Here is a 17968-nt window from a genome sequence, read left to right on the forward strand (position 1 = left end):
TTTTATACATAAAAAAACCCGAGTCGCTTAGCACCCGGGTTTTTCGTCTTATACTTCTTCACAATATTCTTCAAAGGCTTCTTGAAGCTTTGCCACAACTGCCATCGGCTCATGGCCTTCAATTTCATGGCGCTCGACCATTTTCATGATTTTTCCGTCTTTCAAAATCGCAAAGGACGGAGAAGATGGCGGATATCCTTCAAAATAATCACGCGCCCGCGCTGTCGCTTCTTTATCCTGTCCGGCAAAGACGGTAACGAGCTGATCAGGTCTTTTATCATAGTGAACGGAATGGTATGCGGCCGGTCTTGCAATTCCTCCGGCACATCCGCAAACAGAGTTTACCATGACTAACGTCGTTCCTTTTTTCTCAAGTGCCCCGTCCACCTCTTCAGCTGTTTTCAGCTCAGTGTATCCGGCGGCTGTAATTTCTTGTCTCGCTTGGCGGACAATATCATTCATAAATAAATTAAAATCCATATTCAATGAATACCTCTCCTTTTTCATCATCTGTTCTTATGATAGCAAGGAATCATCCTTATCGGCAAATCACATTGCTTGGCCGTACACTTTTTTCGCTTTCGTTTACAGCTTACAGAAAAAGGGGATGATATAACCATATATATATAATAAAGGAGCAGTTTTGTATGAGCCACCGGAAAGCGTTACTGATTCATAACGGAAATGCAGGCAACAAACATATAGAAAAAGCATTAGGAGCTGTGGTGCCGGTCTTATCACAATCTTTAGACGAGGTGATGATTAGACAAACAAAGAAAAAGGATGATGCGTATCATTTTTGCCAATCCATTGATGATTCTGTCGACACCGTCTTTATTCTCGGAGGGGACGGCACAGTCCATCAATGCATTAACAGCATTAGCGCGTTAGAAAGAAAGCCCGCTGTCGGAATTTTACCCGGCGGCACGTGCAATGACTTTTCAAGAGTGCTGGGCATCCCTCAAAATCTAGGTAAGGCGGCGGAAGCACTTGTATCAGGACAAAAAACAAGCATAGATGTATGTCAATTGAACGGCCGTTATTTTTTAAATTTCTGGGGGATCGGCCTGATTACAGAAACGTCGAAACAAATTAATGAAACGGCTAAAGCATTACTGGGGAAAATCAGCTATTTTACAAGTGCATTGCGAACTGTGTCATCAGCCGAACCGTTTCCGATGACACTAAAAATTGATGGAAAAGAAATGAAAGAAGAAGCCGTTATGCTGCTTGTCATGAACGGACAATACATTGGAACGAACAGAATCCCCCTGCCAGATGCCAGTATAGATGATGGCTTACTCGATATCCTCATTTGCCGCAGCACCAACCTCTCGGCATTGCGGGAGCTGATGAGCATGGAACAGGGCACAATTGACCGGTTTGCCGGAGAGCTGTCCTATATCCAAGCCTCCCGTATCGAAATTGAAACAGACACCGCTCAAAAGGCGGATACAGATGGTGAAGTCTATACTTATACACCCGCTGTGATTCAAGTCCTGCCGCAGCACATTGATATGCTGGTCCCGTGCAGTGAGTAAGGATCGAACGCTGTTAAGAAAGATGCTGTAAAGCCGTTGACTCTCCCCTAAGAGGAGGCTTTAGAGTATAGAGAATACACTTGTGAAAAAGGGGAAGTCACATGAAAAAACAAAATATCACCTTAACCATATTATTGACCAATTTATTTATTGCATTTTTGGGGATTGGGCTTGTGATTCCGGTAACGCCTACCATTATGAATGAATTACATTTATCAGGAACCGCCGTCGGCTATATGGTTGCTTGCTTCGCCGTGGCACAGCTCATCGTTTCACCTATAGGCGGACGATGGGTTGATCGCTTCGGACGTAAAATCATGATCGTAGTCGGCCTGTTGTTCTTTAGTGTGTCGGAATTTTTATTCGGCATCGGAAAAACAGTCGAGATGTTATTTATCTCCCGTATGCTTGGCGGGATCAGCGCTGCCTTTATTATGCCCGGGGTCACCGCTTTTATCGCGGATATCACAACCATTAAAACACGGCCGAAGGCGCTCGGTTATATGTCCGCCGCTATTTCAACAGGCTTTATCATCGGGCCCGGCATCGGGGGATTTTTAGCGGAAATCCATTCCCGGCTGCCTTTTTTCTTTGCGGCAGCCTTTGCGTTGCTGGCGGCCATTTTATCAATGTTCACACTGCGCGAGCCGGAGCGAAATCCTGAAAATCAGGAAATAACAGGGCAAAAAACAGGCTATAAACGGATTTTTGCCCCTATGTATTTCATTGCTTTTCTCATTATCTTGATTTCATCTTTTGGTTTAGCGTCATTTGAATCGTTATTTGCGTTATTTGTTGATCATAAATACGGATTTACGGCCAGCGACATCGCCATTATGATTACAGGGGGTGCGATTGTAGGCGCCATTACGCAAGTCGTTTTATTTGACCGTTTTACAAGGTGGTTTGGCGAAATCCATTTAATCCGGTATAGCTTAATTCTCTCTACGAGTCTGGTCTTCTTGCTGACAATCGTGAATTCTTATGTTGCGATTCTGCTAGTTACGGTCACCGTATTTGTCGGATTTGACCTCATGAGACCGGCTGTAACGACTTATCTGTCAAAGATTGCGGGGAATGAACAAGGATTTGCCGGCGGTATGAATTCAATGTTTACAAGTATCGGCAATGTATTTGGGCCTATTATCGGCGGAATGCTGTTCGATATTGATGTAAACTATCCATTCTACTTTGCAACCGTAACTTTAGCCATAGGCATTGCGCTAACTATTGCTTGGAAAGCGCCTGCACATATTAAAGCCAGCACGTGATCAGAAGCGTATTCTTTGTATACTGCAAAGGGTGCGCTTCTTCATTATAATAATCATAGAAGGAGTGATGGCATGAAGGAATCGTATTACTCAATTGGAGAGGTTTCAAAACTGGCAAACGTGTCGATTAAAGCGCTCCGTTATTACGATAAAATTGATTTATTTAAACCAGCCTATGTTGACCCGGATACCAGCTACCGTTATTATTCAGATTCCCAGCTGTATCATCTGGACCTGATCAAATCTCTAAAATATATCGGCACACCTTTAGAAGAGATGAAAAAGGCACAAGACTTAGAGATGGAAGAACTGTTTGCTTTTTATACAGAACAGGAGAAGCAAATCAGGGAGAAATTAGCCTTTTTATCGGCATTGGAGCAAACCATTTCAATGGTGAAAAAGCGGATGAAACGGCAGATGGAATATCCCGCGCTCGGCGAGGTGTTTATGTTAGATGAAGAAGAAACCCGCATCATTCAGACAGAGGCAGAGGGAGTCGGGCCAGAAAACGTGCTCAACGCTTCCTACAGCAAATTAAAAACATTTATCGAATCAGCAGATGGATTTGCGAACAATAGCTACGGTGCCACTTTTTCGTTTCACCCGTACACCAGCATTGATGAAATCACGTACCGCCATATCTTTACGCCTGTATTGACGAATAAACAAATTTCCGCCATTACGCCGGATATGGAAATCACAACGATCTCTAAAGGCAGATATGTTTGTATCGCGTATCATTTTTCACCTGAGCATTATTTTCTCAACTTACAAAAGCTTATCAAGTATATCGCAGACCGCCACTTAACTGTTGACAGTGATGTTTACGAGTTACTCATACCGATTCATTATTCACCGAATAAACAAGAAGAATACCTGCTCGAAATGAAAATCAGAATTGCTGAATCATGATGCAAAAAAAGAGCATTTTTTGAAACATATTTTCAAAAAATGCTCTTACTGCTTATTTAATAAACAGATGTCTTCTCATCAATCGTTTCTAAAATTTGTTTCACGCGTCCGAGGAATCGTCCGCACACAAGGCCGTCAAGCACTCTGTGATCTAAGGAAAGGCATAGATTAACCATGTCTCTGACAGCAATCATGCCATGCTCCATGACAACCGGACGTTTGACAATGGATTCCACTTGAAGAATCGCGGCTTGAGGGTAGTTGATAATGCCCATCGACTGAACAGATCCAAACGAACCTGTATTGTTGACAGTAAACGTTCCCCCCTGCATATCATCTGCCGAGAGCTTTCCGTCTCTTACTTTTTTGGCAAGATCAGTTATTTCTCTCGCAATGCCTTTAATTGTTTTTTCATCAGCGTTTTTGATCACCGGCACAAATAAAGAATCCTCTGTGGCAACCGCGATTGAAATATTGATATCTTTTTTCTGGATGATTTTGTCGCCCGCCCACATGCTATTCATTTGCGGAAATTCTTTTAATGCCTGGGCAACCGCTTTGACGAAAAAGGCGAAGAACGTTAAATTAAACCCTTCTGTCTTCTTGAAGGAATCTTTCACACTATTGCGGTATGCCACCATATTTGTGACGTCAACTTCCATCATCGTCCAAGCATGCGGAATTTCTGTCTTGCTGCGTTTCATATTGGAAGCAATTGCTTTTCTTACGGCTGTGACAGGGATTTCCCTATCTCCAGCTGCAGACGCAGGATAAGAAACCTCTTCCTTCGGCTCCGGTTGTGGTGCAGACTCTTGTGCAGGAGCTGCTGTTTTCGGCTCCTCAGTCCGTTCTTGCACACCGCCTGTTTCAATGATGCGCTGCATATCTTTTCGCGTAATGCGGCCGCCGGCACCTGTTCCCGTTACCTGATCAAGATCAATGCCGTGTTCTCCTGCCAAACGGAGTACAGCTGGCGAATAGCGCTTTTTATTGGGCTGATCATCCGCTTCGGATCGGCTTTCTGCAACAGGTGTTTCAGCAGCTTCTGGTGCCTCTGGCTGCTCTTGTTTTTGTTCAGACGGATTCGCGCCTTCTGTTTCAATTTTGCAAATGATTTCTCCGACTTGCAAAGTCTGGCCTTCTTCACCCACAAGCTCTGTTATCGTACCGGTAAAAGAAGACGGAACCTCTGCATTCACCTTATCTGTCATGACTTCCGCGATCGGATCGTATTTGTTTACTTTATCACCGGGGGCGACAAGCCATTTGCTGATCGTCCCTTCCGTCACGCTTTCTCCAAGCTGCGGCATCGTCATTTGTTCAATTGCCATGATTGTATCCTCCTTACGTCTTTAAAACTCCGCTAACTCTCTCATCGCCGCTTCCACTTTGTCAGGGTTGAGCATAAAGTATTTTTCCATTGTCGGCGCATAAGGCATAGCCGGAATATCAGGACCTGCAAGCCGTTTAATCGGCGCGTCTAAGTCGAACAGGCAATGCTCGGATATAATGGCGGCCACCTCACTCATGATGCTGCCTTCTTTTGTATCTTCTGTAACCAATAGGACCTTACCCGTTTTCGATGCGGCTTCGATGATTGCTTCTTGATCAAGCGGATAAACCGTTCTTAAATCCACCACATGCACTGAAATGCCATCTTTTTCGAGACGTTCTGCAGCCTGTAACGCAAAGTGGACACACAGGCCATAAGTGATCACTGTGATATCGTCACCTTCCCGTTTCACATCAGCCTTGCCGATTGGCAGGACATAATCATCTGCCGGAACTTCACCTTTTATCAGGCGGTACGCGCGTTTATGCTCAAAAAACAGCACCGGATCTTCATCACGAACCGCGGCTTTTAAGAGGCCTTTCGCGTCATATGGCGTTGAAGGCATGACAATTTTCAATCCGGGCTGATTGGCGAAAATCGCTTCGACGGATTGAGAATGATAAAGGGCCCCGTGTACGCCTCCGCCGTATGGCGCTCTGACGACAATCGGGCAGCTCCAGTCATTATTGCTGCGGTAGCGGATTTTGGCCGCTTCGGAAATAATTTGGTTGACCGCCGGCATAATAAAATCAGCAAACTGCATTTCAGCAATCGGTCTCATCCCGTACATAGCCGCTCCGATGCCGACTCCGGCAATCGCAGATTCAGCAAGCGGCGTATCCATCACACGCTCTTCCCCGAATTGTTCATAGAGTCCGGCTGTCGCTTTAAATACACCGCCTTTTCTCCCTACATCTTCCCCAAGAACGAAAACGCGAGGATCTCGTTCCATTTCTTCTTTCATCGCCAAATTGATCGCATCAATATATGACATTACTGACATTTGTTCTTCCTCCCTACTTCGCATACACATAATCAAGCGCTGACTCAGGAGCTGCATAAGGGGCATTCTCCGCTTCATCTGTCGCTTCGTTTATGATTGCCATCATTTCATCCAGCATGGTTTGTTCTGTCTCATCAGACAGCAGGCCTGTTTCCTTTAAATAAGCTTGATATGTGAGCAGGGGATCACTTTTTTTCGCTTCCTCTACTTCTTCACGGCCTCTGTAGCTGCTGTCATCGTCATCACTGGAGTGAGGGGTAAGGCGGTAAGAAATGGTTTCAATTAATGTCGGGCCTTCTCCTCTGCGCGCCCGTTCGCGTGCTTCTTTGACCGCTTGATAAACGTCCAGCGGGTCATTTCCATTCACAGTCACACCAGGCATTCCGTAACCTACGGCACGGTCGGAAATGTTCTCACATGCGACCTGCTTATCGTAAGGCACAGAAATGGCGTATTTGTTGTTCTCACACATAAAAATAACCGGCAGTTTATGGACAGCGGCAAAGTTTGCCCCTTCATGGAAATCGCCTTGGTTTGAAGAGCCTTCACCGAATGTGACAAAGGCCGCGACATCCTTTTTCTCCATACGCCCCGCCAGCGCAATGCCGACCGCGTGCGGCACTTGCGTTGTAACAGGAGATGACCCTGTTACGATCCGGTTTTCCTTTTGGCCGAAATGCCCCGGCATTTGGCGGCCTCCTGAGTTTGGATCTGCTGCTTTGGCAAACCCGGACATCATTAAGTCCTTTGCTGTCATGCCAAACGCCAGTACGACACCCATGTCTCTGTAGTACGGCAGAACATAATCCATTTCACGATCAAGAGCAAAAGCCGCTCCTACCTGTGCTGCTTCCTGTCCCTGACAAGAAATCACGAACGGAATTTTGCCAGAACGGTTTAACAGCCACATTCTTTCGTCGATTTTTCTTGCTAACAGCATGGTTCTATACATATCAACGGCTTCCTGATCAGTCAGCCCTAGTGCTTGATGTCGGTTTGTACTCATTCAAGCCCCTCCTTTATGCTTTTAAAAATGAATGGCTTTGCCATCTGTGGCAAGCGCCGCTTCTCCAATTGCTTCAGAAAGCGTCGGATGCGGATGAATCGTCTGTCCGACCTCCCACGGCGTTGCGTCCAGTACTTTGGCAAGACCTGCTTCTGAAATCATGTCGGTGACATGCGGGCCGATCATATGCACGCCGAGAATATCATCCGTGTCACGATCCGCCACGATTTTGACAAATCCGTCGCTTTCTCCATATACAAGCGCTTTTCCGATTGCCATAAATGGGAACTTGCCGATTTTGACATTGTGCCCATTCGCCTTTGCCTCATCTTCTGTTAAGCCGACACTGGCAGCTTCAGGGCTTGAGTAGATGCACTTCGGTACAAGCGTCGGATCAAGCGGATGCGGGTTGAGACCTGCAAAATGCTCAACGGCAATGATTCCTTCATGTGAGGCAACATGAGCTAACTGAAGGCCGCCGATGACATCTCCGATTGCATAAATATGAGATTCCTTCGTTTGACAGCTTTCATTCACTGAAATGACGCCGTTTTCAGTGACGATATCGGTGTTTTCAATGCCGATGCCTTCGATATTTGCCTGTCTGCCGATGGAAACAAGCATTTTTTCAGCAGAATACGTAACGGTTTCTCCGTCTTTTTCTGCTTGTATGCTGATGTCGTCTGACGTTTTTGTCATTGTCTCAGGCAGCACTTTTGCCCCTGTCACGAACTGAATGCCTTTTTTCTTAAGAAGACTTTCCATTTCTGTTGAAATGTCTTGATCCTCAGTCGGCAATATGCGGTCTGCGTATTCAATAACCGTTACCTTCACGCCAAAATCATGCAGCATAGACGCCCATTCGATACCGATCACGCCTCCGCCGACGATGATGATCGATTTTGGCAGTTTCTCCATTTGGAGCGCCTCATCCGAAGTCAATACAGACTCACCGTCCGCTTCAAGCCCTGGCAGCATTCTCGGTCTTGATCCTGTTGCAATGATGACTTGCTTCGGAATCAGCATGTCGTTTTCTTCGCCATTTCCCCGTTCAACAGAAATGGTTCCCGGCAGCGGGGAGAAAATGGATGGTCCGAGGATACGGCCATAACCGTTGAATACGTCAATTTTTCCTTTTTTCATTAAATGATTCACACCGGCTGCAAGCTTATCAACAACCGCTTGCTTTCGCTGCTGCACTTTTTCAAAGTTGAGGGACACGCCAGCCGTTTCCACTCCAAATTGATCGGCTTCACGGGCTGTCCGGTATACCTCTGCGCTTCTCAGCAGCGCTTTACTCGGGATACAGCCTTTATGCAAACATGTTCCCCCGAGTTTTTCCTTTTCCACAACGGCTGTCTTTAAGCCGAGCTGAGCGGCTCTGATCGCCGCGACATAACCGCCGGTACCGCCGCCCAAAATGACTACGTCATACTCAGTTGCCATGATGACTCACTCCTGTCTGTCTATTCAATACGATATTGTTTGGATGGCTCTTCGCCCAGCAATACCCTGAGCGCCCCTTGGGCCAGTGACTGCAGCTCATTTTCTCCCGGATAGACTAAAACGTCCGAAATCCAATCTATGTATGATCTGATACTGGAAACAAAGCTTTTGCCGTACGCCAAGCCGCCCGTCAGCACAATCGCTTCTACTTCGCCTTTTAATGCCGCGCTGGCTGCCCCGATTTCCTTCGCTACCTGATAGGCCATGGCATCAAAAATGAAGCGGGCTTTTTCATCGCCCCCCTGAATCATCTGTTCCACTTTTACTGCGTCATTTGTACCAAGATAGCCCAAAAGCCCGCCGGTGCCCACCAGTTTTTTCATGATTTCTTCTTTTGTATACTGACCTGAATAACATAAATCCACGAGATCTCCCGCAGGCACTGTTCCTGCACGTTCAGGGCTGAATGGCCCCTCTCCGTGCAGGCCGTTATTGACATCTACCACTCGCCCGCAGTCATGGACGCCAATTGTAATCCCGCCGCCCATATGAGTGACAATCATTTTCATGTTCTCATATCGTTTGCCGAGAGAGGCTGCCGCTTTACGGGCGACAGCTTTTTGATTTAACGCATGAAAAATGCTTTTCCGTTCAATCTCAGGCATGCCTGAGATTTTTGCAAGCACTGACATTTCATCTACGACAACAGGATCAACGATATATGAAGGGATATTCAGGCCGTCAGCGATTTCCCGCGCGATAATGCCGCCGAGATTCGAAGCATGCTGGCCGGCGTAGCCGCTTTTCAAGTCCTCGATCATGTCATCATTCACTTCATATGTTCCGCCTTCAATCGGCCGGAGAAGACCGCCTCTGGCGCAAACTGCATCAAACTTTGATATGTTGATCCCCTGTTCATGGAGCGTTTCAAGAATCTGTTTTTTGCGAAATTCATACTGATCAATAATATAGTCAAATCGCTGCAGCTCTTCTATGTTGTGTCTCAATGTTTTTTCAAAAATGCCTCGTTCGTTATGAAAAACACCGATTTTCGTTGAAGTTGAGCCTGGATTAATGGTGAGAATGCGTTTTTCATCATGTAACACTTTCATAACCTCCAGATCAATGTCTTAACGTCTGCTTAATACACTGTGACCGTTTTGCAAAAACTGGCTTCTTGAGCGGTGCATGCGTTCAATCCGTTCCTCTGCCAAGCGGTCAGCCGCCAAATACGTCGGAATGCCGTCGCGCTGAGAAATCTCAAGTACACGCTCAATATTGCCGTAAATGCCTTCAACTTTCTTCAATGCGCGTTCTGCATTATAGCCGTAAAGCTCATCTGCCACATTGATCACGCCGCCCGCATTAATGACATAATCCGGCGCGTAAACGATGCCCATTTCGTGAATTTGATCGCCATGGCGCGTTTCTTTTAATTGGTTATTAGCCGCACCAGCGATAACTTTTGCCTTCAGCTGTTTAATGGTGCCATCGTTAATTGTCGCACCGAGTGCACACGGCGCATAAATATCACAGTCTTGTGAATAAATCTCTTCCGGATCAACCGCACGGGCGCCGAAATCTGCAACTGCGCGCTGTACGGATTGTTTATTGATATCCGTCACGATTAAGTTTGCTCCTTCTTCATGAAGGTGACGGCATAGGTTATAGGCTACGTTCCCTACACCCTGTACAGCGATGGTTTTGCCTTCAAGAGAGTCGGTTCCGAAAGCAGCTTTAGCTGCGGCTTTCATCCCTCTGTACACCCCGTAAGCCGTAACGGGGGATGGATTTCCTGAAGATCCGAAAGCAGGAGAAATTCCTGTGACATAGTCTGTTTCATCATGAATGATGTCCATATCCTCAACCGTTGTACCCACATCTTCAGCTGTAATGTATCTGCCGTTCAGCCCTTGAATATAGCGGCCAAACGCACGGAACATTTCTTCATTTTTGTCTTTGCGCGGATCACCGATAATCACTGTTTTTCCGCCGCCCAGGTTTAAGCCTGCCGCCGCATTTTTATACGTCATGCCTCTTGCCAGTCTGAGCGCGTCTTCAATCGCCGCTTCTTCATTTTCATATGTCCACATTCTCGTTCCGCCAAGCGCCGGACCAAGCGTTGTATCATGAATCGCGATAATCGCTTTTAAGCCGGATTGTTCATCTTGGCAGAATACCAATTGTTCGTAATCGTATTTCTCCATATATTTAAAAAGTTCCATGTTCGTTCCTCCTAATGTGTGTGTTCTTCAGATGCGCATATTGCGAGCGCAATGGAATACAGTTTATTTTCAGCGGAGTCCGCTCTGCTCGTTAAGGCAATCGGCGCTTTTGCTCCTGTAATGACAGCCGCCACGCTGGCCTTCGCAAAATAAATCAGTGACTTATATAAAATATTTCCAGCCTCAATTGTTGGGACGAGAAGGATATCAGCGCTGCCCGCTACGTCTCCTGAAATCTTTTTCTGGGCCGCGGCAATTTGCGACACTGCATTATCCAAAGCGAATGGCCCATCAACAATACAGCCTTTGATCTGGCCTCTTTTGCACATTTGAGCAAGAGCAGCTGCATTCACTGTCGCTTCCATTTTCGGGTTCACCGTTTCGACCGCTGCCAGAGCAGCTGCTTTTGGCATATTGTTCCCTATTGCACGGGCTACATGAACCGCATTTTGCAGGATCTGCCGAAGCTCTTCCAGTGATGGAGCGATGTTCATTGCCGAATCTGTCACAAACATCAGCCTGTCAAAGTCCGGTATATCAAACACAGCGACGTGAGAAAGGACGTTGGATGACCGAAGCCCCTCCTGTCTGTTCAATACCGCTTTAAGCAAAACAGAAGTCGGCACATCCCCTTTCATTAACACATCCGCTGTTTTGTGATGCACAGCACGAACCGCTAATTTTGCCGATTCCTCAGGCGTATCGGCATGAACGATCTCTACTTGATGCCCTTGCATAGACGATGTCAAATCGTTCAGTTTTTTGCTGTCGCCCACTAACAAAAAACGGGCAGATAGTTGCTCGGCTGCCAGCTTTACAGCCCTGATCACTTCCTCATCCTCAGCGTGAGCAACCGCAATGGTCTTGTTTTTGTACATCGACGCTTTTTCGATCAAATGTTTCAGCTTCATCTGTTACCACCCTTCTTGTTTCGACTCCGCCTTTTATTATGCAAGTTCCATGCCAGCTCTTTGCCATGCTGTCATAACGGACGCTTTGAAAAATTCGTGCAGATGTTTGCGTTTATTCTGCAAATTATTGCATGCCTTCATTTGCAAGGCCATATTTATCCATTTTGTAATATAAATTCCGTATGCTGACTCCGAGGGCTTTCGCTGTTTTTGTCCTGTTATAATGATGTTTTTCGAGCGTTTGCTGAATCAAATGCGCTTCAAATTTTTCTACTGCGACAGATAGCTTTTCGCCTTCAATATCCGGAAAATCAAAACTTGCACCCTGTTCTGGGTCCTTTTCTTTTTGTTCAACTTCAAATGTAGACAAGTGATCTTTTTCGATCCATTCCATATGCGGATTCAGAAAAATCATGGCTCGTCCAAGGACATTTTCAAGCTCGCGGACATTCCCCGGCCAATGGTAAGCGGATAAGGCACGCAAAGCTTGCTGCGAGAGCCCCTTTACATTCCTGCCGTAATCGCGGTTAATCTTTTGGATGAGCCTGACGCTGAGAGCCTCAATGTCTTCCAGGCGCTGCCGCAAAGGCGGAATGGAGATGGGGTAGCGGTTGATGCGATAATACAGATCTTCGCGGAATGCACCATCCGCCATCGCCTTTTCGATATTTACATTTGTCGCCGCAATCACCCTGACATTGACAGGGATCGCTTTCGTGCCGCCCACTCTGACGATTTCCTTCTCTTGAAGGACACGGAGCAGTTTCGCCTGCATATTTTGTGTCAGCTCGCCGATTTCATCTAAGAAAATACTGCCGTTATTCGCTTCTTCGAATAATCCCTTTTTCCCGCCGCGTTTCGCTCCTGAAAACGCACCATCCTCATAGCCGAACAACTCTGATTCGAGCAGGTTTTCAGAAAGGGCTGCACAATTCACACGAATAAATTTATTGTATTTCCGGTCGCTTTCATTATGGATGGCATGGGCAAACAGTTCTTTTCCTGTTCCGGATTCCCCACGCAGCAAAATGGTCGCCGGCGTTTTCGCCCCGAGCTTCGCCTGCTCAAGCGCAACCAGCATTTGCTCGCTTTTGCCGATAATGTCATCAAACGTGTATTTCGCCTCAAGCGTGCGGATGATTTGTCTGGCGCGGTTCAGCTCGGCTGTCAGCATTTTAATTTCGGACACGTCATGAATCACACCGACGCTGCCTTTCAAAATCCCGTCTACAATCACGGGTGCTACATTGACGATGACCTCTTTTTCGTTTGGACCGACCTTCATCCTGACACCACGCACAGGGCGTCTCGTTTCAAGCACCTTTAAATGCATGCTTTCACCTTCAGAAATGTCAGTGTTGGCAGGCTTGCCGATGACTTCTTTTTCGGAAAGCCCCGTCATTTTCGTATACGCTTTATTGATCAAGAGACCGATGCCATTTTCATCAACAACAGAAATCGCCTCATCGGAGGATTGAATAATCGCCTCCAGCATCGTACGGACCTGCTTTAAATTTGTCACTTCCTCTGCCAGTTCGACCGCGTCGGTAATGTCTTTAAATACACAAAGCGCCCCGAGCAAACGTCCGCCTTCATCAATAATCGGCAGCCTCGTCGTTACAATTTGCAAATGATCTCCCAAAAGCTGCGTTTGATTGTATTCAGGCACTCTTGTTTTTAAAATCCGCGGCATCTTCGTGCTCGGAATCACTTCTTTTATCGGACGCCCGATGACTTCCTCACGTCTTTTCCCGACCATTTTTTCAGCCATATGGTTAAAGAGAATGATTTCTTCATTGATATCAATAAAAATCATCCCGTCATGAGTGGAATTAAAAATTCGGTCGTGTTTGTATGTTTGCTCTTTCAGCATTTGAATCAGGTGCTGCTTTTCTTCCATCAGCTGAAAAACGATGTACGCCATTTTTCCCGGCATGACAATGGTCTCTTTATGCTTTTCCTTAAGGAGTTCGTCCAACACGGCTTGATCGCCGGTCGTATGAATAACGATATCCGGTTTTTGTTGTATGTAAGGTTTCCAATCAGATGAAACGGCGATCCCATACTGTTCTGCTTCTTTCAATCCCGGTGCCTCTGGGTTTTTGTCAACTACGGCAACGATCTCTATGATGGCTGTTTTAATCAAAATATGTAATAACGCCGTTCCCCTTTTGCCGGCACCTACAATCAGTACCTTTTGCATCCCGCTACCCCTTTGTATGAAAAATTTTGCATACCTATTTATTCCGTTGCAATAATTTGCACAACCCTATGTTACCACGTTTTCTTCTCTTGACAAAATATTTTTCCCGCTGGACAATAAAGAAAATGAAAGATAAAGGGGTTTTCTGAGGATGAGCCGACTTCTTGCGCTTTTGATATTAGTCACCCCCGGCGCCATTTCCGCCCTAGGCATTAAACTGATGAGGGATACACTTTTCGGCCACACTGTAAAGCCTTTTGCAGTTCTTTGGCTCCAAGGCTTGTCAGGATTCATCTTTTTTGCATTCGGCCTTTTTGTGCTGGCCGGGTTCGTTTTATACAGAGACAGAAAACGCAATCAAGTCAGCCCGCGATTCAGAAAACGATAGCTGCAAAAAAAGCCGGAGAACACTCCGGCTTTCAGATTATTGACAAAGTCATAAAACGGTTTTCGTTTTATGACTTTGTCATCTTTTCAGCGTGATTGAAAACCCTTGAAGTCTAGGAAGGGCGAGCATTGGAGCACAGCGAATGTAGCAATTCGTGAGCACCAACGCGCAGGCCTGACAACGAATGCGAGGGTTTATCGACACGCTGAAAACCGGAGAACACTCCGGCTTTTTTGATCGAAACTATTCGTCAGGCAAAACGGTCTTTTCAATCGTTTTATCTAATGCTTCATAGTCATAATAGGAAATCGTATCATACAGTTCTTTTCGTGTCTGCATATGATGAAGCCCTTCTTTTTGTGAGCCGCGTTCCTTTATCAAATCAAACATCCGCTCATAAGCTTTTGCCGCCGCTCGTAGCGATGTGACAGGGTAAATCACCATGCCAAACCCCATATCTTCGAATTCATCGGCGTGATAATACGGCGTTTTCCCAAACTCGGTCATATTCGCAAGGAGCGGAACAGAGATGCGCTCAGCAAACTGGCGGAATTCGCTCTCCTCCTGAAGCGCTTCCGGAAAAATTGCATCCGCTCCGGCCTCCATGTAAGCCTCTGACCGTTTTATTGCGGCATCTAGCCCTTCCTGCGCCCTGGCATCAGTACGGGCAACAACGACAAGGGCGGGTGCCGCTTGTTTGATCGCTTTTATTTTTTGCGCCATTTCCTTTATCGGAACAAGCTGTTTGCCATTTAAATGACCGCATTTTTTCGGAAGCTGCTGGTCTTCAATTTGAACGGCCGCTACCCTGGCTTCAAGCATCTCACGGGCGGTTCGGGCGGCATTTAACACACCGCCAAATCCCGTATCGATATCCACAAGCAGAGGCAGGTCAGCTGCACGCACAAGATCTTTGGCCCGTTCAGCCATCTCTGCCGATGTGATAAGCCCTAAATCAGGCAGCCCCCTGCTGGCTGTATATGCAGCACCGGACAAATAAATAGCGGAAAACCCAGCCTCTTTCGCAAGCAAAGCGGCCATTCCGTCATGAGCGCCGGGAATTTGCAGAATGTCCGGCGCTGACATCAGCTTTTTGAAACGCCCGGCAAGCTCTTCTTGCGACGATTGCTTATTGACGATCCACGACATGACGCAAACCTCCTTTTACATGCAGAACATATCTACAAATTCATTTACGCGCATTGTTTGCAATGTCTCATAGCTGGCACAGCGCCCATAAATGTGTTTGTGCTGTTTCTCAGAGAAATGGGATTTGAGATTGGCAGAAAACTTTTCTAAAAGCTTCGGCACTGCTTCGTCTCTTCGAAAACGATGGCCGAGCGGAAATTCACATTCCACCATTTCCGTGCTTGTTCCGTCATTAAAATATACTTGAACGGCATTTGAGATAGAGCGCTTGTCGGGTTTTAGGTAATCCTCGGTATATGTTTTATGTTCAGTCACTTCCATTTTGTCCCGCAGTTTATCTATTCTCGGATCGCTCGCTGTTTCAGCTTCATAATGCCGCGCGGTGATATCACCAAAAAGCAAACCGATCGCTGTGATGTATTGGAGGCAGTGATCGCGATCCGCCGGATTGTGAAGCGGGCCCTTCTTATCAATGATTCGGATAGCGGATTCGTGCGTTCTGATGACAACACGGTCAATGTCATCAATCCGTCCTTTTATCTGAGGATGAAGTATGACAGCGCACTCTGCGGCTGTCTGGGCGTGAAATTCTGCAGGATAAGACACTTTAAATAACACGTTTTCCATGACGTAAGCGTCGAGCGGACGAGCGAGTTTGATCTCTTGTTTATTGAATAAAACGTCTTGGAATCCCCATCCCGGTGCGCTCAAAGCTGTCGAATAGCCCATTTCCCCTTTTAACGCCAGCAGCGCCAAATGAACACCTCGGCTCGTTGCATCTCCTGCAGCCCACGATTTGCGCGAACCGGTATTCGGTGAATGCCGGTATGTCCTCAAGGCTGCATTGTCAATCCATGCATTCGAAAGCGCATTTTTGATTTCTTCTTTTCCGCCGCCCAAAAGCTTTGCCACAACAGCGGCTGTCGCGACTTTGACAAACAGCACATGATCAAGCCCAACTCGGTTTAAGCTGTTTTCTAACGCCAGCACGCCTTGAATTTCGTGTGCTTTGATCATCATTTCAAGTACGTCATGTACCGTTAAAGGCTCTTTTCCTTCAGACAATCTTCCTCTCGATACATAATCGGCAACGGCAAGGATTCCTCCCAAATTATCGGACGGATGCCCCCACTCCGCCGCCAGCCATGTATCGTTGTAATCAAGCCAGCGGATCATGCAGCCGATATTAAACGATGCTCTCACCGGATCGAGCACATATGACGTTCCCGGCACTTTGCTTCCATTCGGCACAATTGTTCCGGGCACAATCGGGCCGAGCAGTTTGGCACATTCAGGATACCGGAGCGCCAAAATTCCGCAGCCGAGCGTATCCAACAGCACATGTCCCGCTGTTGTGTACGCCTCGGAGCTCGTAATCTCTTTCTCTAGCACATAGTCTGTAATTTCTTCAATGACATGATCCGTTTTCAGCATTCTATCAGTTCCTTTCATGAATTAAGATTCAGCCTGATGCCGCGGGCCCAAATAACTGACACGCGGACGGAAGAGACGGTTATTGGCATGCTGCTCGATCACGTGGGCGCATAAACCGGACGTTCTCGCACTGAAAAAGACAGGCGTATACAAAGGTATTGGTATGCCGAGCATCCAATACACCGGGGCAGCGTAGTAATCCAAATTCGGGTAAAGCCCTTTTTCCTTCTCCATCAGCCGCTCGCCTGCTTCACACATCTCATATAAACGATCGTCACCAGCTTTATCGCATAATTGCTGAAGCGCCTCTTTCATCATGAGTGCTCTCGGGTCCATTTTTTTCATATACACCCGGTGGCCGAAGCCCATGATTTTTTCTTTTCTTTTCAATTTTGTTTGCAGAAGCTTCTCAAAATCGGCCGGTGTTTCCGCCTCCAAAAGCATATGCATCACGGCTTCGTTTGCTCCGCCGTGAAGATTTCCTTTCAGGGAGGCGACAGCTCCTGTTAAGGCGCCATAAAGATCTGAATGTGTAGAAGCGATGACTCTCGCGGCAAAGGTTGAATTCGGCATCTCATGTTCACTGTACAGGACGAGGGACCAGTCAAAAATGCGTTCTTCCAGTGAGGACGGCATTTTCCCTGTCATCATGTAGAGGAAATTCGCACTGTAGGATAAGGTTTGAAGCGGGAGAATCGGCTCTTTCTTATTAATGATCCTGTAGCTGGCAGCAGTGAGGGCAGGCATTTTCCCGAGAAGCTGATAGGCGCGTTCTTTGTTCGCAGAAGGAGACCGATCATCTATTTGCCGGTCATATCCGGAAAGAGCAGACAGTCCGGTTCGCAGGCTATCCATCGGATGAGTATGCTTAGGGAGCAGCTCAAGCAGACGGAGATGATTTGCCGGCAGGTTGGATGCGCTGTTTATATTTTTTTTCAGTGTTTCCATTTCATTTTCTTCCGGCAGCCTGCCCTCCAGCAATAAATGAACAAGCTCCAAATAGCTTTTTGTTTTAGAAAGAACGATTAAATCATAGCCTCGTATCAAAATCTGGCTGGACCGCGTGTCAAGATAAGAAATTTGAGTTTCCGCCGCGATCACACCGTCCAAACCCGGAGAATAATCTTGTTTCTCCTCCATATCATC

At 46.7% G+C, this 17968-nt stretch carries 16 protein-coding genes; 4 read left to right on the forward strand and 12 right to left on the reverse strand.

The window, feature by feature from the left end; all coding sequences use genetic code 11:
- Positions 1-48: 48 nt before the first annotated feature.
- A complete protein-coding gene (gene brxB, locus SC79_RS06785; protein ID WP_039074411.1) occupies positions 49-486 on the reverse strand; it encodes a bacilliredoxin BrxB in 438 nt (145 codons plus the stop codon).
- 161 nt (positions 487-647) lie between these two features.
- Between brxB and SC79_RS06790 the strand changes: the two genes are divergently transcribed.
- The 3 genes from SC79_RS06790 to SC79_RS06800 all read left to right on the forward strand — a co-directional run bounded on the left by SC79_RS06790 (position 648) and on the right by SC79_RS06800 (position 3724).
- Complete coding sequence (locus tag SC79_RS06790) at positions 648-1541, forward strand: YegS/Rv2252/BmrU family lipid kinase (RefSeq protein WP_039074412.1); 894 nt, start codon at positions 648-650, stop codon at positions 1539-1541.
- A 101-nt stretch (positions 1542-1642) separates the two neighbouring features.
- The gene (gene bmr / locus SC79_RS06795; RefSeq protein WP_039074413.1) at positions 1643-2812 is read left to right on the forward strand and encodes a multidrug efflux MFS transporter Bmr; all 1170 of its coding nucleotides are present in this window, start codon (positions 1643-1645) and stop codon (positions 2810-2812) included.
- A 72-nt stretch (positions 2813-2884) separates the two neighbouring features.
- Positions 2885-3724 (forward strand): MerR family transcriptional regulator, encoded by an 840-nt coding sequence (locus SC79_RS06800; RefSeq protein WP_039074414.1) that lies wholly within the window; start codon positions 2885-2887, stop codon positions 3722-3724.
- A gap of 56 nt (positions 3725-3780) precedes the next feature.
- Here the strand turns inward: SC79_RS06800 and SC79_RS06805 are convergent, their stop codons facing one another.
- From SC79_RS06805 to SC79_RS06840, 8 genes are all read right to left on the reverse strand, one after another.
- Entirely contained in the window at positions 3781-5055 is a 1275-nt protein-coding gene (locus SC79_RS06805; RefSeq protein ID WP_039074415.1) for a dihydrolipoamide acetyltransferase family protein, read from the reverse strand.
- A 21-nt stretch (positions 5056-5076) separates the two neighbouring features.
- Complete coding sequence (gene bfmBAB, locus SC79_RS06810; RefSeq protein WP_039074416.1) at positions 5077-6060, reverse strand: 3-methyl-2-oxobutanoate dehydrogenase subunit beta; 984 nt, start codon at positions 6058-6060, stop codon at positions 5077-5079.
- A 13-nt stretch (positions 6061-6073) separates the two neighbouring features.
- Positions 6074-7066, reverse strand: coding sequence for a 3-methyl-2-oxobutanoate dehydrogenase subunit alpha (gene bfmBAA / locus SC79_RS20920; RefSeq protein ID WP_039074417.1), 993 nt, complete (start codon positions 7064-7066; stop codon positions 6074-6076).
- A gap of 21 nt (positions 7067-7087) precedes the next feature.
- Positions 7088-8512: a dihydrolipoyl dehydrogenase gene (gene lpdA, locus SC79_RS20925; protein WP_039074418.1), complete on the reverse strand. Its 1425-nt coding sequence runs from the start codon at positions 8510-8512 to the stop codon at positions 7088-7090.
- Between the two features lie 20 nt (positions 8513-8532).
- Positions 8533-9624, reverse strand: a complete 1092-nt coding sequence (gene buk / locus SC79_RS06825) for a butyrate kinase (RefSeq protein ID WP_039074419.1) — start codon at positions 9622-9624, stop codon at positions 8533-8535.
- A gap of 18 nt (positions 9625-9642) precedes the next feature.
- On the reverse strand, positions 9643-10737 hold the full coding sequence (gene bcd / locus SC79_RS06830) for a branched-chain amino acid dehydrogenase (RefSeq protein WP_039074420.1): 1095 nt from the start codon (positions 10735-10737) through the stop codon (positions 9643-9645).
- Between the two features lie 11 nt (positions 10738-10748).
- A complete protein-coding gene (gene yqiS / locus SC79_RS06835) occupies positions 10749-11648 on the reverse strand; it encodes a phosphate butyryltransferase (RefSeq protein WP_039074421.1) in 900 nt (299 codons plus the stop codon).
- A 124-nt stretch (positions 11649-11772) separates the two neighbouring features.
- A complete protein-coding gene (locus SC79_RS06840) occupies positions 11773-13851 on the reverse strand; it encodes a sigma-54 interaction domain-containing protein (protein ID WP_039074422.1) in 2079 nt (692 codons plus the stop codon).
- 151 nt (positions 13852-14002) lie between these two features.
- On the opposite strand from SC79_RS06840, the gene SC79_RS06845 reads away from it, so the two are divergent.
- Positions 14003-14239, forward strand: a complete 237-nt coding sequence (locus tag SC79_RS06845) for a DUF2627 domain-containing protein (protein WP_039074423.1) — start codon at positions 14003-14005, stop codon at positions 14237-14239.
- 243 nt (positions 14240-14482) lie between these two features.
- Here the strand turns inward: SC79_RS06845 and prpB are convergent, their stop codons facing one another.
- The 3 genes from prpB to mmgD are packed head-to-tail and all read right to left on the reverse strand — an operon-like array spanning position 14483 to position 17962.
- Complete coding sequence (gene prpB, locus SC79_RS06850) at positions 14483-15388, reverse strand: methylisocitrate lyase (RefSeq protein WP_039074424.1); 906 nt, start codon at positions 15386-15388, stop codon at positions 14483-14485.
- Positions 15389-15403: 15 nt separating this feature from the next.
- Complete coding sequence (locus SC79_RS06855) at positions 15404-16822, reverse strand: bifunctional 2-methylcitrate dehydratase/aconitate hydratase (RefSeq protein ID WP_082022590.1); 1419 nt, start codon at positions 16820-16822, stop codon at positions 15404-15406.
- 21 nt (positions 16823-16843) lie between these two features.
- The gene (gene mmgD / locus SC79_RS06860) at positions 16844-17962 is read right to left on the reverse strand and encodes a citrate synthase (RefSeq protein WP_039074554.1); all 1119 of its coding nucleotides are present in this window, start codon (positions 17960-17962) and stop codon (positions 16844-16846) included.
- Positions 17963-17968 lie beyond the last annotated feature (6 nt).

The organism is Bacillus sp. MSP13 (assembly GCF_000815295.1).
In the GTDB taxonomy this organism is placed as follows: domain Bacteria; phylum Bacillota; class Bacilli; order Bacillales; family Bacillaceae; genus Bacillus; species Bacillus vallismortis.